13 protein-coding genes and 2 other annotated features are annotated in these 19,532 nt (G+C 38.9%); all 13 genes read left to right on the top strand.

Going from position 1 to position 19,532, the window contains the following annotated elements:
- Positions 1–333 precede the first annotated feature (333 nt).
- The 13 genes from mgtA (at position 334) to I2F89_RS09080 (ending at position 19,513) form a co-directional block, all read left to right on the top strand.
- Positions 334–2,982: a magnesium-translocating P-type ATPase gene (gene mgtA / locus I2F89_RS09145; protein ID WP_071867180.1), complete on the top strand. Its 2,649-nt coding sequence runs from the start codon at positions 334–336 to the stop codon at positions 2,980–2,982.
- Between the two features lie 1,495 nt (positions 2,983–4,477).
- The gene (locus I2F89_RS09135) at positions 4,478–9,322 is read left to right on the top strand and encodes a hypothetical protein (RefSeq protein WP_195514232.1); all 4,845 of its coding nucleotides are present in this window, start codon (positions 4,478–4,480) and stop codon (positions 9,320–9,322) included.
- A gap of 32 nt (positions 9,323–9,354) precedes the next feature.
- Positions 9,355–9,729 carry an LPXTG cell wall anchor domain-containing protein gene (locus I2F89_RS09130; protein ID WP_086335031.1) on the top strand — a complete coding sequence of 125 codons (375 nt, stop codon included), beginning with the start codon at positions 9,355–9,357 and terminating at the stop codon, positions 9,727–9,729.
- Entirely contained in the window at positions 9,726–10,451 is a 726-nt protein-coding gene (locus I2F89_RS09125; RefSeq protein ID WP_071867178.1) for a WxL domain-containing protein, read from the top strand. Before I2F89_RS09130 ends, I2F89_RS09125 begins: the two co-directional genes overlap by 4 nt.
- 38 nt (positions 10,452–10,489) lie before the next feature.
- Positions 10,490–11,278, top strand: coding sequence for a WxL domain-containing protein (locus I2F89_RS09120; protein ID WP_071867177.1), 789 nt, complete (start codon positions 10,490–10,492; stop codon positions 11,276–11,278).
- A 17-nt stretch (positions 11,279–11,295) separates the two neighbouring features.
- Entirely contained in the window at positions 11,296–12,033 is a 738-nt protein-coding gene (locus I2F89_RS09115) for a WxL domain-containing protein (protein ID WP_019724077.1), read from the top strand.
- A 155-nt stretch (positions 12,034–12,188) separates the two neighbouring features.
- Complete coding sequence (locus tag I2F89_RS09110; protein ID WP_074799886.1) at positions 12,189–13,280, top strand: DUF916 and DUF3324 domain-containing protein; 1,092 nt, start codon at positions 12,189–12,191, stop codon at positions 13,278–13,280.
- Positions 13,281–13,401: 121 nt separating this feature from the next.
- Positions 13,402–13,965, top strand: coding sequence for a hypothetical protein (locus tag I2F89_RS09105; protein ID WP_071867175.1), 564 nt, complete (start codon positions 13,402–13,404; stop codon positions 13,963–13,965).
- The gene (locus I2F89_RS09100; protein ID WP_115358127.1) at positions 13,943–15,415 is read left to right on the top strand and encodes a helix-turn-helix domain-containing protein; all 1,473 of its coding nucleotides are present in this window, start codon (positions 13,943–13,945) and stop codon (positions 15,413–15,415) included. Before I2F89_RS09105 ends, I2F89_RS09100 begins: the two co-directional genes overlap by 23 nt.
- A 114-nt stretch (positions 15,416–15,529) precedes the next feature.
- Positions 15,530–16,204 carry an HAD family hydrolase gene (locus I2F89_RS09095; RefSeq protein WP_071867173.1) on the top strand — a complete coding sequence of 225 codons (675 nt, stop codon included), beginning with the start codon at positions 15,530–15,532 and terminating at the stop codon, positions 16,202–16,204.
- Between the two features lie 123 nt (positions 16,205–16,327).
- Positions 16,328–16,562: a binding site (T-box leader), on the top strand.
- A 37-nt stretch (positions 16,563–16,599) separates the two neighbouring features.
- Positions 16,600–16,839: a binding site (T-box leader), on the top strand.
- Between the two features lie 63 nt (positions 16,840–16,902).
- On the top strand, positions 16,903–17,976 hold the full coding sequence (locus I2F89_RS09090) for a methionine ABC transporter ATP-binding protein (RefSeq protein WP_010734726.1): 1,074 nt from the start codon (positions 16,903–16,905) through the stop codon (positions 17,974–17,976).
- 1 nt (position 17,977) lies between these two features.
- Positions 17,978–18,658 (top strand): methionine ABC transporter permease, encoded by a 681-nt coding sequence (locus tag I2F89_RS09085; RefSeq protein WP_071867172.1) that lies wholly within the window; start codon positions 17,978–17,980, stop codon positions 18,656–18,658.
- A gap of 15 nt (positions 18,659–18,673) precedes the next feature.
- Positions 18,674–19,513 carry a MetQ/NlpA family ABC transporter substrate-binding protein gene (locus I2F89_RS09080; RefSeq protein WP_115358125.1) on the top strand — a complete coding sequence of 280 codons (840 nt, stop codon included), beginning with the start codon at positions 18,674–18,676 and terminating at the stop codon, positions 19,511–19,513.
- Positions 19,514–19,532 lie beyond the last annotated feature (19 nt).

Raw genomic sequence — 19,532 nt, 5'->3', positions numbered from 1 at the left:
TTTGTGCACTTTTTTGACCTTTCGCTGAGTTTTGGCGAAAGGTTTTTTGTTTCTCACCAATCTGTTTTTTCAAATAAAAAGGTGTTAGAGGGTGATCAAGTTGGGAAGTTGAAGTATCCAGTAGTAGGCCAAGGAAGTAATTTAAGTAAACGAAAGGAGATGAGAACAAATGGATGAAAGTCCGGTGTACAAGGAGACAAAGGGTTGGTATGTTGAGACTATTATCTATCTGTTCTCAGCGCCTTTAAAACACTCTGTCTCCGTTGATTAGATAAACGATCAAGCGCACAGCGATATAGTATGTGCTTGATAAGATCAAAGGAGGAACACGAGATGGAAAAAAAGAAAGAAACAAGAAAAGTCTACGCTGGTTTTGCTAGTAAAAATAAGCAACAGTTATTTGACTTATTTCAAACAACACAAAAAGGCTTGTCTTCAGAACAAGTTGAAAATTTAAGAGAAACTTATGGAAATAACAGTATTTCATATGGAAAGAAAACGCCGTTTATTGTAGAAGTGATCAAGGCGTTTATCACCCCTTTCACATTAGTATTGATTGCTTTAGGAATTATTTCTTTTATCACCGAGTATCTATTAGCTGCTCCAGCAGATAAAGATTTGTTCGGTGTAATCATTATTTTTGCCATGGTGTTAGTCAGTGGCACGATGACCTTGATCCAATCCGTACGTTCGAACCAAGCTGCTGAAAAGTTGAAATCATTGGTGAAAGTAACAGCTGCCGTAAAACGAGATGGTGAATACAAAGAAATTCCTATGGAGGAAATTGTTTGTGGCGATCAAGTTCGTTTGTCAGCGGGAGATATGATCCCAGCAGACATGCGATTGCTTTCTGCTAAAGATTTATTTATCTCACAAGCGGCATTAACGGGTGAAAGCTATCCTGTTGAGAAACATGCGACTGTGTGCTCTGGAAGAACACAAAGCGAAACGAGTTATGAAAATATTGCATTCATGGGAAGTAACGTGATCAGTGGTAGTGCAGAAGGTATCATCATCTCTGTCGGGAACGACACGATGTTTGGACATGTGGCACAAAACTTGTCACAAAAACCGATAAAAACAAGCTTTGAATTAGGTATCCAAAAAACCTCAATGTTGTTGATCAAATTCATGGCATTGATGGCACCAACTGTGATCGTGATCAATGGATTTACAAAAGGAGACTGGTTAGAAGCATTCTTGTTTGGCTTATCAGTCGCTGTTGGGTTAACACCAGAAATGCTACCGATGATCGTTACGACAAATCTGGTCAAAGGTGCCAGTGCCATGGCGAAAAAAGGAACAGTCATCAAAAATCTGAATGCCATTCAAAATTTTGGCGCGATCGATGTCCTTTGTACAGATAAAACAGGTACATTGACTCAAGATAAAATTATTTTAGAATACCACATGGATTGTGAAGGAAATGAAAATGACCGAGTACTGCGCCACGCCTATTTGAATAGTTACTACCAAACTGGATTAAAGAATCTTTTAGATGTTGCCATTATCGATGAAGCAGTTGAGACGTTAGATACAGAGAAGATTCGTTATCAAAAAGTAGATGAGATCCCCTTTGATTTTGAACGTAGAAGAATGAGTGTTGTGGTGGCTGACCCAGCTGGGAAAACGCAAATGATCACAAAGGGTGCGATCGAAGAAATGTTAAGTATCTCTTCATACATCGACCTTGGTGGTGAAGTCAAACCATTGACTGCTGAACAAAGAGAAACAGTTTTGGCGAAAGTGAAGGACTTGAATGAAGACGGTTTGCGTGTGATCGGTGTCGCGCAAAAAACGAATCCAAGTGTGGTTGGAGAATTTTCAGTGAAAGATGAGTCAGAAATGGTCTTGATTGGCTATCTTGCTTTCCTTGATCCACCAAAAGAAACAACCAAACAAGCCTTGAAAGCTTTGAAAGATCATGGTGTTGCTGTAAAAGTATTGACTGGTGACAACGAGTTGGTCACACGTTCTGTTTGTCGACAAGTAGGCTTACAAATCAATGAATTGATCACTGGCGAGAAAATTGCTGAGATGTCTGATAAGGAATTAGGAAAAGTTGCTGAGGCACATGATGTCTTTGTCAAATTGAATCCGCAACAAAAAGCACGATTAACCACCGCCTTACGTAACAATGGCCACACAGTAGGTTTTTTAGGCGATGGTATCAATGATGCACCAGCAATGAAAGTGGCAGATATCGGTATTTCAGTAGATACAGCAGTAGATATTGCGAAAGAATCAGCGGATGTTATCTTGTTAGAAAAAGATTTGATGATTTTAGAAAAAGGATTATTGTCAGGTAGAGAGACTTTCGGCAATATTATGAAATACATCAAAGCAACAGCTAGTTCAAACTTTGGCAATATGTTTTCTGTCTTGGTAGCTAGTACATTCCTTCCATTTTTACCTATGCTACCGTTACAAATTTTATTTTTAAATTTGATTTATGATGTATCTTGTATCTCATTGCCATGGGATAGAATGGATAAAGAATATTTGCATGAACCAAAAAAATGGGAAGCATCAAGTATTGGCAAATTTATGGTGTACTTCGGACCTACGAGTTCCGTTTTTGACATCACGACCTATCTGTTGATGTACTTTGTGATTTGTCCAGCAGTGGTTGGTGGAAGTTACCATACGTTGACTGGCTCACAACAAGTTCTATTTATCGCATTGTTCCATGCTGGTTGGTTTGTTGAATCTTTATGGACCCAAACCCTAGTACTACATGCGTTACGGACACCTAAAGTGCCTTTCTTGCAAAGTAATGCCACTTTTATTATGTTTTCAATTACAACATTAGGCATTCTAGTAGGTTCGGTTCTTCCATTTACTAATTTTGGTGAAGGACTAGGTTTGTTACCATTGCCAGGTAACTATTGGATCTGGTTGATCGTGACAGTTATTGCATATTTAGGACTAGTTACATTCATGAAAAAAATCTATATCAATAAATTTGGAGAACTATTGTAAAAGAAAGTCTTTTCTGCACTTTAGTACGAGGATTTGAGCATCCTTCAGGTAAAATTTCAATAAAAAATCATTCTCCATTTAAATGTTTCAATTATTCTATAAAATTCTCGTGAATCGTTGCATAGTCACATCAAATAGTAAAACACTGATAGATTAGGTATTTTAGATACCTGATCTATTTTTTTATCTGCGTTACTACAAAAGTCAAGCACTCGCGTAAGTTATATTTAAATGATTTTTCAAAAAAGAATAAATTATATTTAAATATAACGGAAACAAGCGTTATACAATGTGTTTGAACGATTGTTTAAAAGCAATCTATTATTACCCGTTGTTAGCTATTGTTATGTTGGATAAAGAAAATCTATGATTCGATGAAGACTCAAAATGCTTGATTTTAAGAAACACTAGATAACGATAAACCATTGATATAGCAGTTCGATCAAACATTGAATCAAATGGATCATTTGTCTCATTTCTTGACTCGCAACGGGATAAGGGGGCGAAGAATGGATCAATTGAAGCAATCCGACGGGGAAATACTCTTGGAAAATACGATCATAAGAGTATGCTGGGAATCGTGGCTTCAATAGAAGCGGGAATGATATATTGTCGCAGTTACTCTAAGCAGATTTAAGCGAATAACTAATTATTAGTGAGTGTAGTTGGGGTTGCGGTCACGAATAGTTGTGCTATCGTTTTTAAAAAAATAGCTGTTTGTTTAGATCAGTAGCTAATACTGTTAAGACAGGTAGATAAAATTTTTGTTACAGAGGTTTGAGTAGAAAACAGTGGAGTCTAAAATTGATCCTTTGAGGTCGGAACATAAGTGTCTAAAAGAAATAAGCCATCATTCATGAAAAATTGTATTTTACAAATTTTTATGAATGATGGCTTATTTATGAAAATGGTGTTTGGGAATAGGATGTATTCATTTTTGAAGAGATGACGCATGGCTATTGGCGAGAAGAAAACAATTAGAGAAAGTTGATGAAAGAAATTTAACTGTGATTTATTATGCTTGTTGAAGCAAACACTAGCTTCATAGTAAAGCGAGCATGGTGATTCTATGAGTATAAACAAAAAAAGTAAGATTATCATGCGAAAATCGAAATAAAAAAACAACAAAAAACACTCTGGAAAATAGCCGTTGAAAAAATGGCGGGTTCTTTACTACATTATAATTCATGAAAATTTCATCCGTTTTTCATGACAGAAAATTAAATAAGAAGAAAAAGGGAGATCATGCGAATTAGTGACACGTGATTAACGTTGATATAACAGCTTTTTTCACTTTCAAGTGAATTATTAAAATCACTTGTTATTTTTTAAAGTCAAATAATATGCTCTGAAAAAAGTTAATCGTTTTTCAGTAATCAAGAAATATTTTTTAAAAATAACTTGATTTTACATTATACAATACAAAAAGAATCAAGCAAGCAATAATAATTATCAATAAGTTAATTTTGTTGTATGAAGCAGAAGGGAAGATAAAATGAAAAAAAATATTGTTATGTGTGTTGCCGCAATGCTTCTTTTTTCAGGGATAACTTCTCCATTGTCAATCGTCGTGCAGGCAGTGGATGCTGAAAATGATGCAGTCACTCTATCACCCACAACTGAAACAGAAGAGTCGATTGATCAAACCATGCAAAGTGAAGAGACAGTCACACAGACAACAGAATCAGTAAAAGAGGAGGTGAAACAGTCAGAGGCACAGACACAAGAATCGATGACTGAAGAAAAACACTTTACTTTAACTTTTATGACAGATAGCACTCATTTATTCGAATCAGGAGCGGAAGTTAAAGAACTGACAGTTAAGGAAAACGAAAAATTAGCAAGTAATGATATCCCGATTTTTGCGGATGAGCAACCATTGAACGGTTGGGAAGTTGAAGGCAAACTCTATACAAATGAAGAAATCAGCGAATTAACAGTGACGAAGGATCTGCAACTAAAAGCAGTATTCAAACAACAGGCATTCCGTTCTTTAAAAAGTACAGATGCTTCGATCAAAGATACGATTGCTACAGCGGATAAGACGAAAGTACTTGTTGTACCAAATCCCACAGATAGCACGCAAGCTTACCAAACATATGCTGCATCAGATGCCGGAGTAAAAGCGGCATTAAATGATTTGTATCATGCGGGCAATATGCAAGATTACGTCATGTATATTGGATCAAACGTCACATTAACAGCTGCTACAGTCGCTAACAATATTCCAAGTACGGTCGATGCAACTAACGCTACGTTTGCCTCATTAAAAGATAAAGTAAATCAACTAGTGATCACTGGCCATTCAGATGATCCAATCACACAAGATTTAACGGTACCATCTGGTGCAAAAACACTTGCTTTTACAGCGAATGCTTACTTTGGTTCAACGATTACTTTACGAAATATTAGCTATACCGGCTCTTACTTCTATATGAATGGACACAGCTTGAATTTGAATGGAGGAGCAAACGGTAACGGTATTTCAATTTATGGTGGAACCAATTCAGGAGATGTCGTAGGGAATCCGGTGATCACTATCAATACGACAGGTTCTTATACATGGAATATCTTTGGTGGTAATCAAAATGGTGGCACGCTGAAAGGGAATACGAGTATCGTTATCAACAATACGAATAATGGGGGAATCAATACACTAGCAGGAGGAGCTAATATTGGTACCATTGATGGAAACGTCTCTACGATCATCAATAATGCTGGTGGACGAATCACGAATTTGTACGGTGGTGGAAATGGAACCAGTGCGACAAATACAGCAAATGTTACGGGAACTGTATCTACTACTATCGGGATTACCAATAGTGCAACAGGGTTTCAATTAAGTACCTTTTATGGTGGTGTCATCTACGGGAATATTGGTGGAAAAGTAACCAATAACATTTCAGGTTATGGTCGTTGGTACGGCGCAGGGGAACGATTCATCGGTGGGTCCTCTCGAGGAAATATCGGAACCAATCGTTCAACTGACGGAATCGAAACAAATTTGGATAGTAGTTTGTACAGTGCTGGACGGGCAGAATTTGAAGGTGGCAATCGTTATACCGGTACGGTCACGGGGAATATCACAAATACGATCAAAGCAGGAACCCCATCTGCCGGTGGAATCAATGACTTCAATGGGGGCGCCGGCAATAACGTTGTTAAATTCAATAAAAGTGGGATTGGGGCATCAAATGAAACAACCTATGATGCGTATACACCACAACAAAGAGCTGATTTAGCCAAAGCTGCGGCAGAGTTCAAAGTCTTCGGTAACATCACCTCAAAATTAGTCAGTGGTTCATTCAATAATGGCGCCATTTGGACAACAGCAGCAGGTCGCGGTGGCTACATCGAAGGCAACACAACGATTGAAGTTGGGACGGCTAATGCAGATGGTTCAATCGGCGGAGCTGGCTTTGCCTATTCCGGATCAATGCCAACCGATTTAGCCTATTCGACCACGAAGAAAAATCGTGGAGAAGCTTCGGTTTGGGACGTTGTAGGTGGAGGTGGCTATCCTGCTTCAAATGATACATGGGACATCTACATTAAAGGAGATACACAAACGATATTGAATAATACCGTAGCGCGATGGACATATGGTGGTTCTTATTCGGGGGTTATTGAAGGAAATAGCTCAAACATATTGAATGGTGGAATCGCTGATACGTTAGAAGGTACGGGCTATGCAGGGACACGTGTGTATGGTAACGGACAAACCATCGTCAATGATGGTCAAGTAGACTGGTTCTTATCTGGTGGCGGATGGGATGACAAAAAAATTGTCGGAAACGTAGGAGTGACCGTTTATGAAGGAGTCATTAATGCTTCAATGGGTGCATCCTATGGCGCAAGTGCTGGACATACTGTTACTGGGAATTCAGATAATCGCATCTATGGTGGGAACTTCTCTGGTACTCCTCGAACTGGTTCTAACGGCTTTTCTGGTGGTATCACAAACTATGGGTCACTACTTGGAAATGCTAGTTTACTCATTGATTTACGAAACTATGACGGTGAATTCAAGTTACCAGGTAACACATATATCACAGGGGGGCGACCATATGGACAAAACACGAATTTGGGGACAAATACGGACAATACGATTACGCTGAATATCTTTACCAAACCAGGTGTGGATTCATTAAATGGTGCGAGCATTTATGGGGATGGTGGTAGTTATGCTACCTACACCCAAAATGGTTCGATCCAGATGAATATCCAAGCGGAGGGCTCTAGTATTGGTAATCTGTATGCTACACAGTATTCCAATATCAGCAGTGGGAAAATTTTGAGGAACGTTACCGCTAATGTTCAAGGAGCTGTTAGTATCAATGGTTTATCCGGTGGTTCAGCCAGTGATAACTTTACGAATACGATTGCTAATGCCAGTACAAACAAAGTCGTGTTCAATTTTGGTGAAAATGTCGATGGTACAAACAGCTATCAAACAGATCCAATCAATCTTACTGGACTAGGCATCGTCAATTTCACCGAATTAAATGTAACAAATGGATTGAAATTAATGGCAAATGGCGGAAATATCAAAAACGGTTTATCTGCGACTGCTGCCAATCATGCAACGACCTATCATTCATTTGGAAACATCCATTTGTCAAAAAATGCTGGGATCGGCGTTTCAACTTCTAGTAACTTAATTTCTGCAGCTAAGTTGACTATAGAGGATGAAGCCACTTTAGAAACGATTCCTGGAACAGGAAAAGTCAATATTTCAGATGTCGAGTTTCCTGATCCTGCAAAAGATGAATTAGTCTGGATCAAGTCAACTACTGGAGATTCAACAACGCAAGTAGATAGTACCGGTACATGGTTCGGCGCAACTAAAGCCTATCAAGTTTTGACAATCAATCCAACGATTGCCAATGCAACAAAGCTAACACCTTTGAATTTCAGAGGAACTGAAAAAGCAACTGGAAAAAGCTTCATCGGGGATAACGATGTCTCAAAATCCGGTAGTGGTTATGGTATTGCAATACCTGGTTCAGTTATCGATTATGAAGTAGAAAATCCTGGAATCGCTCAAGGCGAAGGAAGTATTTTTCATAACGTCAGTGAAGTGAAAGAAGGGAATGCGCCATTAGTCTTGAATGCATGGGGAACAGAAACCGCAGGTACAAAAGTTCAAAAAGGACGCTTGGTGATTCCATCAGGAAAGGGTATCACGCCAAAATTGAGCTTTGCGCCAGAAACACAAATAACTGGTTCATGGTTGTACCAAGCAGAAATCAACAGTTCAAAAATTGGCGACACACCTACAACGATTGCTGAACAAAAAGATTCATCAACGATCGATTGGCAATCGCCAGATAGCGAATACAGTTATGAAGTCAAAGTGAAGTATTCGAATGCTGCTGAGCTTTCTGCTAGAAATGTGCTCATTTCTGAAAAAGAAGCACAAGATTTAGTCGATCAACAATCAGTTTTATCATTGATGGAGGCAGAGGGACGTCCATTCTTTACGGATTCGATCACCGCTGATGTAATGGACAAAATCAAGCAACCGCTAGCAGCAGATGAAGTTTCCAGAAAACATGTCATTGATTATAAAGTCGGTACGACGGGGAATGAAAAGGAACAACAAGCAAACTTGATCGTTGTAAAAAATGAAGCAACGATTTCGACGGATCGTAGTTTTGCAGTCTATGCAAAAGATGTTCGGATGAGTTTATCTGATGCCAATGCGTTGACGTCTCAACAAGAGTTGAATCAACGAACACTGGCACAAGTGATCTTAGCCGATGGCAGTGCGAATCAAGTACCAACGTTGACAGACACAACGTTTTCAGCAATCAAGGATACGACAGAAGCGGAAGTTTTAAAAAATGTTTCAACGACGTATAGCTATCGACTAAATGGAATAACGACAGAAAAAATAGTCAATGTAGCGATTACAGGGACTTTAGAACTTAAAGAAGTCCCAAACACGATGAATTTCGAGACACAAAAAGTTAAGACAACAACTCAAACGTACTGGCCACGGATCGAAGGTGGTTTGATCGTGAAAGATACAAGAGGTTCTGAACGGGACAATTGGCAATTGACAGTTACTGAAAAACAACCTTTGACTTCTGGGACAACCGAACTTTCTAATGCACTTTCATTTACAGACGGTACAACGAACACAGTACTCGGTCCAAATGCAGTGATCGTGGAAGAAAAGACACTAACGACAAATGGGGAATATCTTGTCAATCAAGAGTGGGGACAAGCGAACAACAAAGGAATCAAGTTAACTGTTCCTCCGGAAAAACAAAAAATCGGAAGTTATCAAGGAACATTATCATGGTCATTGGTTGCAGCACCCGGTAACCTATAGAAAAACACGACGATAGAGAATAGGTGAGAAAGATGAAGAAAAAAAGGTGGAAGATCCTTGTGTTGTTAGGATTTCTTTTTACACAAACGCCAATTGGTTTAGCAGAAGAAGAGCAATCGTTTAAAAGTGAGGGTGTCACAGGATTTTATGGCACCTATGAATATCCTGAAGCTGGAAGTAGCAGTTCTGAAGAAGGAGTGGGCGAACCCACTTTACCCAACTCTACTCAAGACGATCAAACGCCCTCTGGAACAACTGTGGATCAGCAAGAGGCGATACAAGGGGATAGTAAACAGTTACCAAAAACTGGAGAATACAGGAGTAAACAATTTACGATCATTGGAAGTTTCCTTCTTTTGATCGTGTTGATAATAATTGGTATAAAAAGGAGAAGAAGAGAAAAATGAAAAAGACAACATTGTTAACAGCTGGAATTATTTTATTTAGTACATTAGTAGGAACAAGCACAGTATTTGCTGCGGATGAAACTGCAAGCTATGAGACAAATGGTGTGATCGCATTTGAAGCAGATACCGATCCAACAGATCCGGTTGACCCAACTGATCCCACAAGTCCGGTAGTACCAGTAGATCCAACTGATCCAAATGGGCCCAATCCAGGCACGAACGGACCATTATCAATTGATTTTGCTTCAAGTTTCCAATTTGGTAAACAAAAAATCACTACTGTTACTAAAGATTACTATGCGCAAGTCCAAACATTCACAAATGGTACAGACGGACCTAACTATGTACAAGTAACAGACAAACGTGGAACACAAGAAGGTTGGAGCTTATCTGTCAAGCAAGATACGCAATTCCAAACTGCCGCAGCAGAAGAGTTATCAGGTGCAGTACTATCCTTAAGTAACGGTGCAAGTGCATCGATCATGGATGATCAATACAAACCAGATCTAGTGACACAAAATACATTGACTCCTGGAAATGAATCAGTCTTGATGACTGCTGATGCAGGTAAAGGGATGGGAACGTGGATCTACAAATTTGGTACAGATGCAACAGAAGGCGCAACTGCTGTAAAACTTAACGTGCCAGGTAAAACGGTCAAATTAGCGAAAGAGTATAGCACCACATTGACATGGAGCCTAAAATCTACTCCAGCGCCATAAAAGAAACATGTGAAAAAGGAATCACTTTGGGGGATCGTATGAAAAAAACAGTAAGTGGTTTAATGATCATTAGTCTTTTGACAGGAGTAACGGGGACCGTCCAAGCCGTCGATCAAGCCAAGTATACAAGTAATGGTACGGTCAATTTTATACCTGATACGGAACCAACCGATCCAGTCAATCCAATTGACCCTGATCCAGATAAACCGGTTCATCCAACTAATCCAGATGGAACGGACCCAGAACCAGGAACAAAAGGACCACTATCAATCGACTTTGCTTCAAGTTTTGATTTCGGCATGAATAAGATATCGAATAAAACAGAAACCTATTATGCTAAAGCACAGACTTATGTAAATGACGATGGCACATTTTCGGATCTAGTTACGCCAGATTATGTCCAAGTATCTGATCACCGAGGCAATAATGCTGGTTGGACATTGAAAGTATGTCAAAACGGTCAATTTAAGAACGATGACACATTAAACAAAACGTTGACTGGCGCGGTAATAAAATTGCAAGATCCGGTAGTCAAATCAAATGCAGAAGGTGTAGCTGCACCGACTGCGACCACTGAAATCAGCTTAGATCCAAACGGTGCAGAATCGATTGTTCTAAGTGCTGGACAAGATGCAGGTTCTGGCACATGGATCGAAGCATGGGGTGACAAAGTGGAGACAATCACAATGAAAGACCAAAAAAATAAAGACGTATCCTCAGTGGTTACGAAAAGTGTTTCATTGACCATCCCAGGTAAAACACCGAAAGATGCAGTTACGTATTCAACAATATTAACTTGGAATCTATCCGATACACCAGGAAATTAAGAATGGAGAAAATAAAAATGAAAAAATCACAAATGATCTTATTATCAACAATGTTATTAGGCGGAGTATTCAGCACAGTTAGCGTAGCGGCAGCTGATGGTGGGGAGTATACTTCAAACGGTGTGATCAATTATGTACCGAATACAGAGACGACTGATCCAGTTGATCCACTTGATCCAGAACAACCAGTAACGCCAGTTGATCCAACAAATCCTGATGGTAAGCCAAATCCAGGTACAAATGGTCCATTATCGATCGACTTTGCTTCAAGTCTAGTCTTCGGTGAACAAAAAATCACGTCAAAAACGCAAACATACTATGCTGCAGCACAAAAATATAAAGATGCAAGTGATGTTGAAAAAGAAGGACCAAACTTTGTTCAAGTATCTGACAACCGCGGAACTGAAACAGGTTGGACATTGAAAGTAAAACAAAATGCACAATTCAAAACAGCGGAAGACCAAGAATTAACAGGTGCAAAAATCACATTATCAAATGGTAATGTCGTGACTGGTTCACAATCAGCAAAACCAACAGGCGTTGCAACTTTCAGCTTAGATCCAAGTGGTAGTGAATCATTAGTGATGAGTGCGAAAAATGGTGAAGGTGCTGGAACGTATTTGATGGATTGGGGAAATTCAGTGGATACTGCGAAAAATAGTATTGCATTAGAAGTACCAGGCTCAACGACAAAATACGCAAAAGCTTACCAAACAACGTTCACTTGGACGTTAACAGATGCCCCAGGAAACTAATATAAAACAATCTGGTCAAGGCAAGAGTGAAAGCACTTTTTGTCTTGACCTCAAAAAAATTGGTGCAACGCAGTGATATTAGTTACCTTTGAAGGGATAGAATGCTTCTGTCATAGCCTTGCCAACATCTAATTTATCAGGGAGTTAAAAATATTATGAAAAAAAGATTTATCCTTATTGTCAGCCTCATGGTTGCCATGCTAAGTATGGTTCCAGTCCAATCAACTTTTGCATCAGAATTTAATTTTGCGGTTACCCCAGTGATTCCCGAAAATCAAATCGATAAACAAAAAACATATTTCGATTTATTGATGGAACCGGACAAACAGCAAACAATCGAAGTCCAATTACGCAATGACACAGACAACGACATCACGATCGAAACCACGATCAACAGTGCAACAACTAATTTGAATGGTGTGGTGGAGTATGGTGAAAATAAAATTGAACCCGATAATAGTTTGGTTTACAATTTAAAAGATTATGCGAAAGCAGAGCCAGAAGTGACGTTACCAAAACATGCGGAAGTGACAGTGCCAATCACAGTCACTATGCCAGCAGAAAAATTTGATGGCGTCATGGCAGGTGGGATCACTTTTAAAGAAAAAACGGATGACACCCAGGACTCTTCTTCAGAAGATAAAGGCTTAGCCATCAAAAATGAGTACTCTTACGTAGTTGCATTATTGATCCGTCAAAATATGACAACTATCAAGCCTGATCTCAAAGCAACGAAAGTGGAACCGGCACAAGTCAACGCGAGAAATGTGATCAATGTACATTTGCAAAATCCTCAAGCGGTTTACTTGAATCAATTGAACGTAGCAACAACGATCACGAAAAAAGGATCAGCTGAAGTGCTCTACGACAGCCAAACGGAAAGTATGCAAATGGCCCCTAATTCTCACTTTGCTTACCCCATTTCTTTGAACGGTGAAAAGTTGGAAGCAGGGAAGTATACGATGAAGATGACTGCTTACGGTGAAAAAGCTGCAGATGGGGAATACAAAGTTAAAACTTCTAGTGGCTCTGAAGAAATCTATAAATATAAATGGGAATTTGAAAAAGACTTTGAAATCAAAGGTGAAGTTGCTAGGGAATTAAACGAAAAAGATGTGACGATTGAACAAGACAATACGTGGATGTATCTATTATTCGGTATCCTATTATTATTGATTCTTTTATTTCTATTTATTTTTTGGAAAAGAAAAAAACAAAAAGATGAAGACGAATCTGAAAATAAATAATATCAATCCCTGATAAAACAACGTCTGACTGATCAAATAAATAAGATCAGTCAGACAATTTTTGCTTGGAAACGTAGGGTTTCACTTACTTAAAATGTCTAATCAAAAAAGGGGGAGAAAAGTGAAAAGACAAAAAATCGCTATATTAGGAACACTTCTGTTCGCTGCAGTCTATTTTGAATCCTCCATCTATATATATGCAGAAACGATCATTTATGATCCGTTGAATCCAACAGAAGAAATCCAAATTCAACCAGTTACTCCCCAACGTCCAGTAACGGATGAGAAAGAAGCAGAGGTTGGACACACCGAACAATCACAAGATACTGCAATCATAAATAACGAAAAGCAGGAAGTTGAAGAACAAGCACAAGCCAAATTACCTTATCAAGATTCTTCAATGCCTAAAAAAAAGCAACCAAGCAAACCCAAATCATTGGATAATCAGGGCGATATTATTAGCCAGATTGCTAGTACATCACGTAAAATAACCTTAGATGATCAATTTTTTTCTGATGATCACTCTCATAGCCAAGTGATGTTGCCACAGTCGAGTGGTTCTGGTTCTGCTAGTTCAGATAATAGTCAGATGGCAGCAATGAGCTACTTATTTTCAGGTACGATACTCTATGGAGAAAAACCAGAAGGTAGAGGAAATCAAAATGTTCAAACTATTTTTAGATAAGCCAGCGCAACGAAAGTTAGAGTTGCTACGTTATTTGGAAACAAAGCCACTTTTAATTGAAAATCATGAAAAAGTGGTGGAAGAATTGGATATCTCTTATTTTTTGCTGAATAAGTCAATGGAAGAATTGTCACATGATTTTGTGGAATATGGGCTAACGGATGAATTTCAACTGTTTTTCGAAGGAAATAACGTCCGACTGATTGAGAGTGGTCGAGGGAATTCGACGATTTTAGGTGAAATGTATGTCCGCCATTCCTTTGGTTTTTTGATGTTACAAGAAATATTTTTTGAAACGTTCGAATCTGTCAATGATTATGCGATCAAAAATTATATCAGTCATCCCCTCGTTTACCAAAAGCTGAAAGACATGCGTACGAGATTAGCAGATAAAGAACTGACAGTCACAAAAAAATTCTTACTAAGTGGGGAAGAAGGCTCTGTACGTGGATTGGTGACGTTTTATTTCACCAAATTATACGGACGGGCTTATTCGGTTTATCCAACAGAAATCACAGAGCAAGTAGAAGAATTGATTCGATTCCTTGAACCGAAATTCGCTGCTTCATTTACAGGTTTTAGTGAAACAAAACTCCAACATTTTCTTTCAGTCAGCTTGATTCGAATAAAGCAAGGTTGGCGAATGTCCGAGAATAAAAAAAGTCAATTGACATTCAATAAAAAAATGTTACAAACAAATGATTTCTTTCGAAGCATATTTTCCTGGCTTGAAAAAGAGGCAAAAATCGATACGGAAAAAGAGCTATATAACGAAGCGCAACAGATCTTTGCTTATCTTGTTGTCGAAGGAGCAATCAATGAGCCGGAACTTATTGAGGAAGTGACGCTAAAGGAAGTAATCGCGTTGAATGACTTGTTTCTTGAAGAACTTGGGCAAGCATTCATTCTCTCAGAGAATCAGCTAAAAGAAATCAGGAGACAGCTGACAGTCTTGCATTTGAAGATCAAATATTTCAAAGAAGAAAATATTGATGACAATAACAACCTGGATGTCACTTATTTTTATGAAATGTATCCGGAATACTTTTTGTTTTGCAGAGATTACATCCAAAAACAAAAAAAGAACAAGCAAATTTGGCTCGCAAAAGAATTTTTATTTTTTCATTATGTGCTAGTGATGATGGATATATTACCCATCGATCAGCAATTGAAACCGCTCCGTATTTGTATTGATTTTTCCTTTGGACCACAATTTAATGCGTTGATCAAAAATAATATCCAGAAAATCTCAGACTTGAATATCATCTACCAAACGAAGGCAGATGATGAAACAGATCTACTCTTGACAGATAAGGAAATCTGTTCTTTTGGAGACTTGTTCCAAATCATTTGGTTAGTTCCTCCAAGGGCGGTCGATTGGGCCAATTTTACGAATCAATTATTAAAGATTCGTAGAAATAAAATAACTAAAATGAATCCAAATAATTGAGTGCGGAGGGTGAGTGTAATTATCACTCATAACAAAAATGCTTGAGATCCCATTGGTTTGAATGAAAAAACATGATACACTACAGATATTGTTTTTTTGAAAGGATCAGTGGATATGAAGGGTGCAATATTTGATTTAGATGGACTATTAGTTGATACAGAAAGAACTTATCGTGACGGTTGGCTATGGGGATTCAAGCAATTTGATATCGAAATACCTCAAGAAATCGTTGATACATGGGGTGGGAAAAATTGGAAACAAAGCTATGATTTGTTGATCAAAATGGCGGGAACAGCGGAGATGGTACAAAAGGTTCGTGAAAAACGCGAAGAATATTTCTACCAACAACTGCATAGTGGCGCTATCCAATTGAAACCTCATGCCAAAGAAGTGTTGAAAGAATTGAACGACCAAAAACTCATTCTTGGTCTAGCAACGACGACGGTCACAAAACGAGCAACCAATATCTTGGATCAATTTTCTTTGAAGCCTTATTTCCATACATATACCTTTGGGGATGAAGTGTCTGAAAATAAACCCTCACCAATTCCTTATCTAACTGCGCTAGAGCGGTCGGGATTGACAGCGTCAGAAGCCTTTGCAGTGGAAGATTCTTTGGTTGGTGCGACCGCCGCATCACGAGCAGGAATGGGTGTTGTTTTGATTCCAGATTCAAGCTTTGATCGGGCTTATACCGAAAGGGAAAAAGCAGATTTATCGATCTTAGCGGAAGGTACCGATCTTTTGATCGTGTTGGAGATGTTAGAAAAAGAAAAAGGAAAAAAATAAACGACTGGAAATCTAGTGTCACCAACGATTTTTTTATTTATCAATCGATTGAATATTTATTTTTTTTAATTTCTTGCTTGACTTTTTGTTTTCAGTTAGATAAAGTGTTCTCAACAACAAAATATGGATTCGTTGATAAGGAAAGTAAACTTGGAAACTTCAAAGAGAGGCTCTGGTTGGTGGAAAGAGTCAAGTAAGAAAAGTTGAAAAATGGCCTTGGAGAATAACTTGTCGATAAGTAGGCAAGTTCGGAAATGTCTGACCGTTAAAACGGACAACCAATCTCTCGTCAAGAGATGTTGGATTGAGGGAAGGAAACTTCCGAATAAAGGTGGTACCACGATACGTCGTCCTTTTATCAGTAGATTTATGCTGATAAAAGGATTTTTTTTATATTTTTTGCGTTGAAATAGTAAGTACAAATACATAAACCTTTAACAGAGAGCTTCGGTAGCTGAGAAGAAGCAAGGCGGCATATTTGGAAAATGGCTATTGAGCAATTCACCCCGAGCAAAATTGTGAGATGGTGACGGTCGCAACCGTTAGCTTGCTAGAGTATGTTTGTACTCGAAGAGGAGTTACATGTAAGTGTAACTTGAACATGAGGTGGTAACACGCAAAAAGGCGTCCTCAAGAAAGTGATGAGTCATTTTCTTGAGGATGCCTTTTTTTATCGTCAAACCGAAGGAGGAGTAAAAATGATTGAATTACAAGCAATAAATGTTTCTTTCCAACAAAAAGAAAAGACGATCCAGGCAGTGAAACAGGTGGATCTTTCGATTGCTAAAGGGGATGTTTACGGTATCGTAGGTTATTCAGGTGCTGGGAAAAGTACGCTGGTTCGTGTCATGAACCTGTTACAAAAACCAACAAGTGGCAAAGTCATCATCAATGGAACAGAGTTAGGGAAACTATCCCCGAAAGAATTACGGAAAGAACGAAAATCGATTGGGATGATTTTTCAACATTTTCACCTAATGGAAAGTCGCACGATTTTTGACAACGTCGATTTCTCGTTGAAATATACGAAAAAATCGAAACAGGAGCGTCGTCAAAAAGTCAATGAGCTTCTAACATTAGTCGGGTTAGAAGAAAAAGCAACTGCTTATCCAAAACAACTTTCAGGAGGACAAAAGCAAAGAGTTGCTATCGCTCGTGCATTAGCTAGTGATCCGCAAGTGTTACTTTGTGATGAAGCAACGAGTGCCTTAGATCCAAAAACGACTCATCAGATTTTAGCTTTGTTGAAAAAATTGAACCAGCAATTAGGGTTGACGATCGTTTTGATCACACACGAGATGCAAGTCGTTAAAGAAATTTGCAACAAAGTAGCCGTGATGGAAAACGGGGAAGTAATCGAACAGGGAAGTAGCGTTCAGATTTTCAGTGCACCAAAAGAAGTTTTGACGCAAGAGTTTATCCGAACAGCCACCCACGTTGACCAAGCATTAGAAACGATTCGCTCGCATCGTGCTTTTGCAGATCAGTTGACCAATAAATGGTTAGTGGAATTGAGTTATGTGGGCACACAAACAAATGAACCGTTGATCGCACAACTTTATAGCAAATACCAAGTGAGTGCGAATATTTTATACGGCAATGTAGAACTATTGCAAGAAACCCCATTAGGACGATTGATCGTTACTTTATCAGGAGAGATCCATCAACGAGAAAAAGCCTTGGCTTATCTCATTGAATCCGGTGTACAAGCAACGATTTTACAAAAAAATGGAGCAAGTAAGGAAATGAAAGTGATTCAAGGAGGACGCTGATATGACCCATTTCTTAGAAACCTATTTACCCAATGTCTATTCGATACCTGATGAATTTATTGAAGCGACGAAGCAAACGTTGTATATGTCTTTTTGGACCGCGTTGATCGGAGGTGCAATCGGTCTCGGTTTTGGGATCATATTGGTTGTGACACGGCCCCAAGGATTGCTTGAAAATCGCTTGCTTTATGAAGTGCTAGACAAAGTCATCAATGTTGTCCGCTCAATTCCCTTTATCATTTTACTTTCTTTACTGGCATTGACGACTCGCTTTTTAGTTGGTACTACGATTGGTGCGAAAGCTGCTTTAGTCCCTTTGATCTTTGGCGTTGTGCCATTTTTCGCTCGACAAGTAGAAAATGCGTTGTTAGAAGTAGATCCTGGAGTGATTGAAGCGGCCGAATCAATGGGAACCAGTCCATTAGGGATCGTTTTTAGAGTCTATTTGATCGAAGGATTGCCAGGGATCATTCGTGTCTCTGCATTGACGATCATCAATGTCATTGGCTTGACTGCCATGGCAGGAGCGGTTGGCGCAGGAGGATTAGGAAACCTAGCGATATCTCGTGGGTACAATCGTTTTCAAACAGACGTGACTATCGTCGCCACTTTGTTGATCTTGATCCTTGTTTTCTTAAGTCAATGGATCAGCAACTTATTGATCAAAAAAATATCACATTAAACTGGAGGAATCATCATGAAAAAACTTATTCGTTATACAGTACTCGCTTTTGTTGCACTTATTTGGTTGGCTGGCTGTAGCCAAGGAAATGCCGAAACAGACACAAACAAACAAACGACAGTAAAACTTGGGATCATTGGAGAGGACACTGACGTTTGGGATGATGTCAAAGCACGTTTAGCAAAAGAAGACATTGACTTAGAATACGTGAAATTTACCGACTATAATCAACCGAATGCTGCATTAGCGGATGGCTCGATCGACCTCAATGCTTTTCAGCATCAATTCTTTTTAGACAATTACAATACGGAACACGGAACAGATCTAGTCTCGATCGGAAACACAGTGAATGCACCTTTAGGAATCTATTCCAATACGATCCAATCCATTGATGATATCAAGGATGGCGCAAAAGTAGCGATTCCTAACGACGTCACAAACGGCGGACGGGCATTGCTATTGCTACAAACAGCTGGTTTGATCAAAGTCGATCCAGCGAAAGGTCAAACACCGACTACTTCAGATATTACTGAAAATACAAAGAACCTAGACATTTCTGAACTGGATGCCTCACAGACAGCTCGTGCATTGAATGACGTGGATCTTTCAGTGATCAATAGTGGTGTCGCAGTCGATGCAGGATTGAACCCAACGAGTGATGCGATCTTTTTAGAACCTGTCGATGACAGTGCCAGACCATATGTCAACATCATTGTAGCAAGAAAAGAAGATGAAAATAACGAAATCTATCAAAAGATCGTTGACACTTATCAAACGGAAGAAACAGCAAAAGTGATCGAAGAAACATCAAAAGGATCAAGCGTACCTGCTTGGGAAACATTTGGTAAAAAATAAAAAAGCAAAATGGAGGAAG

This window comes from Enterococcus sp. 1001283B150225_161107_E12 (assembly GCF_015556925.1).
Taxonomy (GTDB): domain Bacteria; phylum Bacillota; class Bacilli; order Lactobacillales; family Enterococcaceae; genus Enterococcus_B; species Enterococcus_B mundtii.
This window is presented reverse-complemented; position numbering and strand designations above follow the sequence as displayed.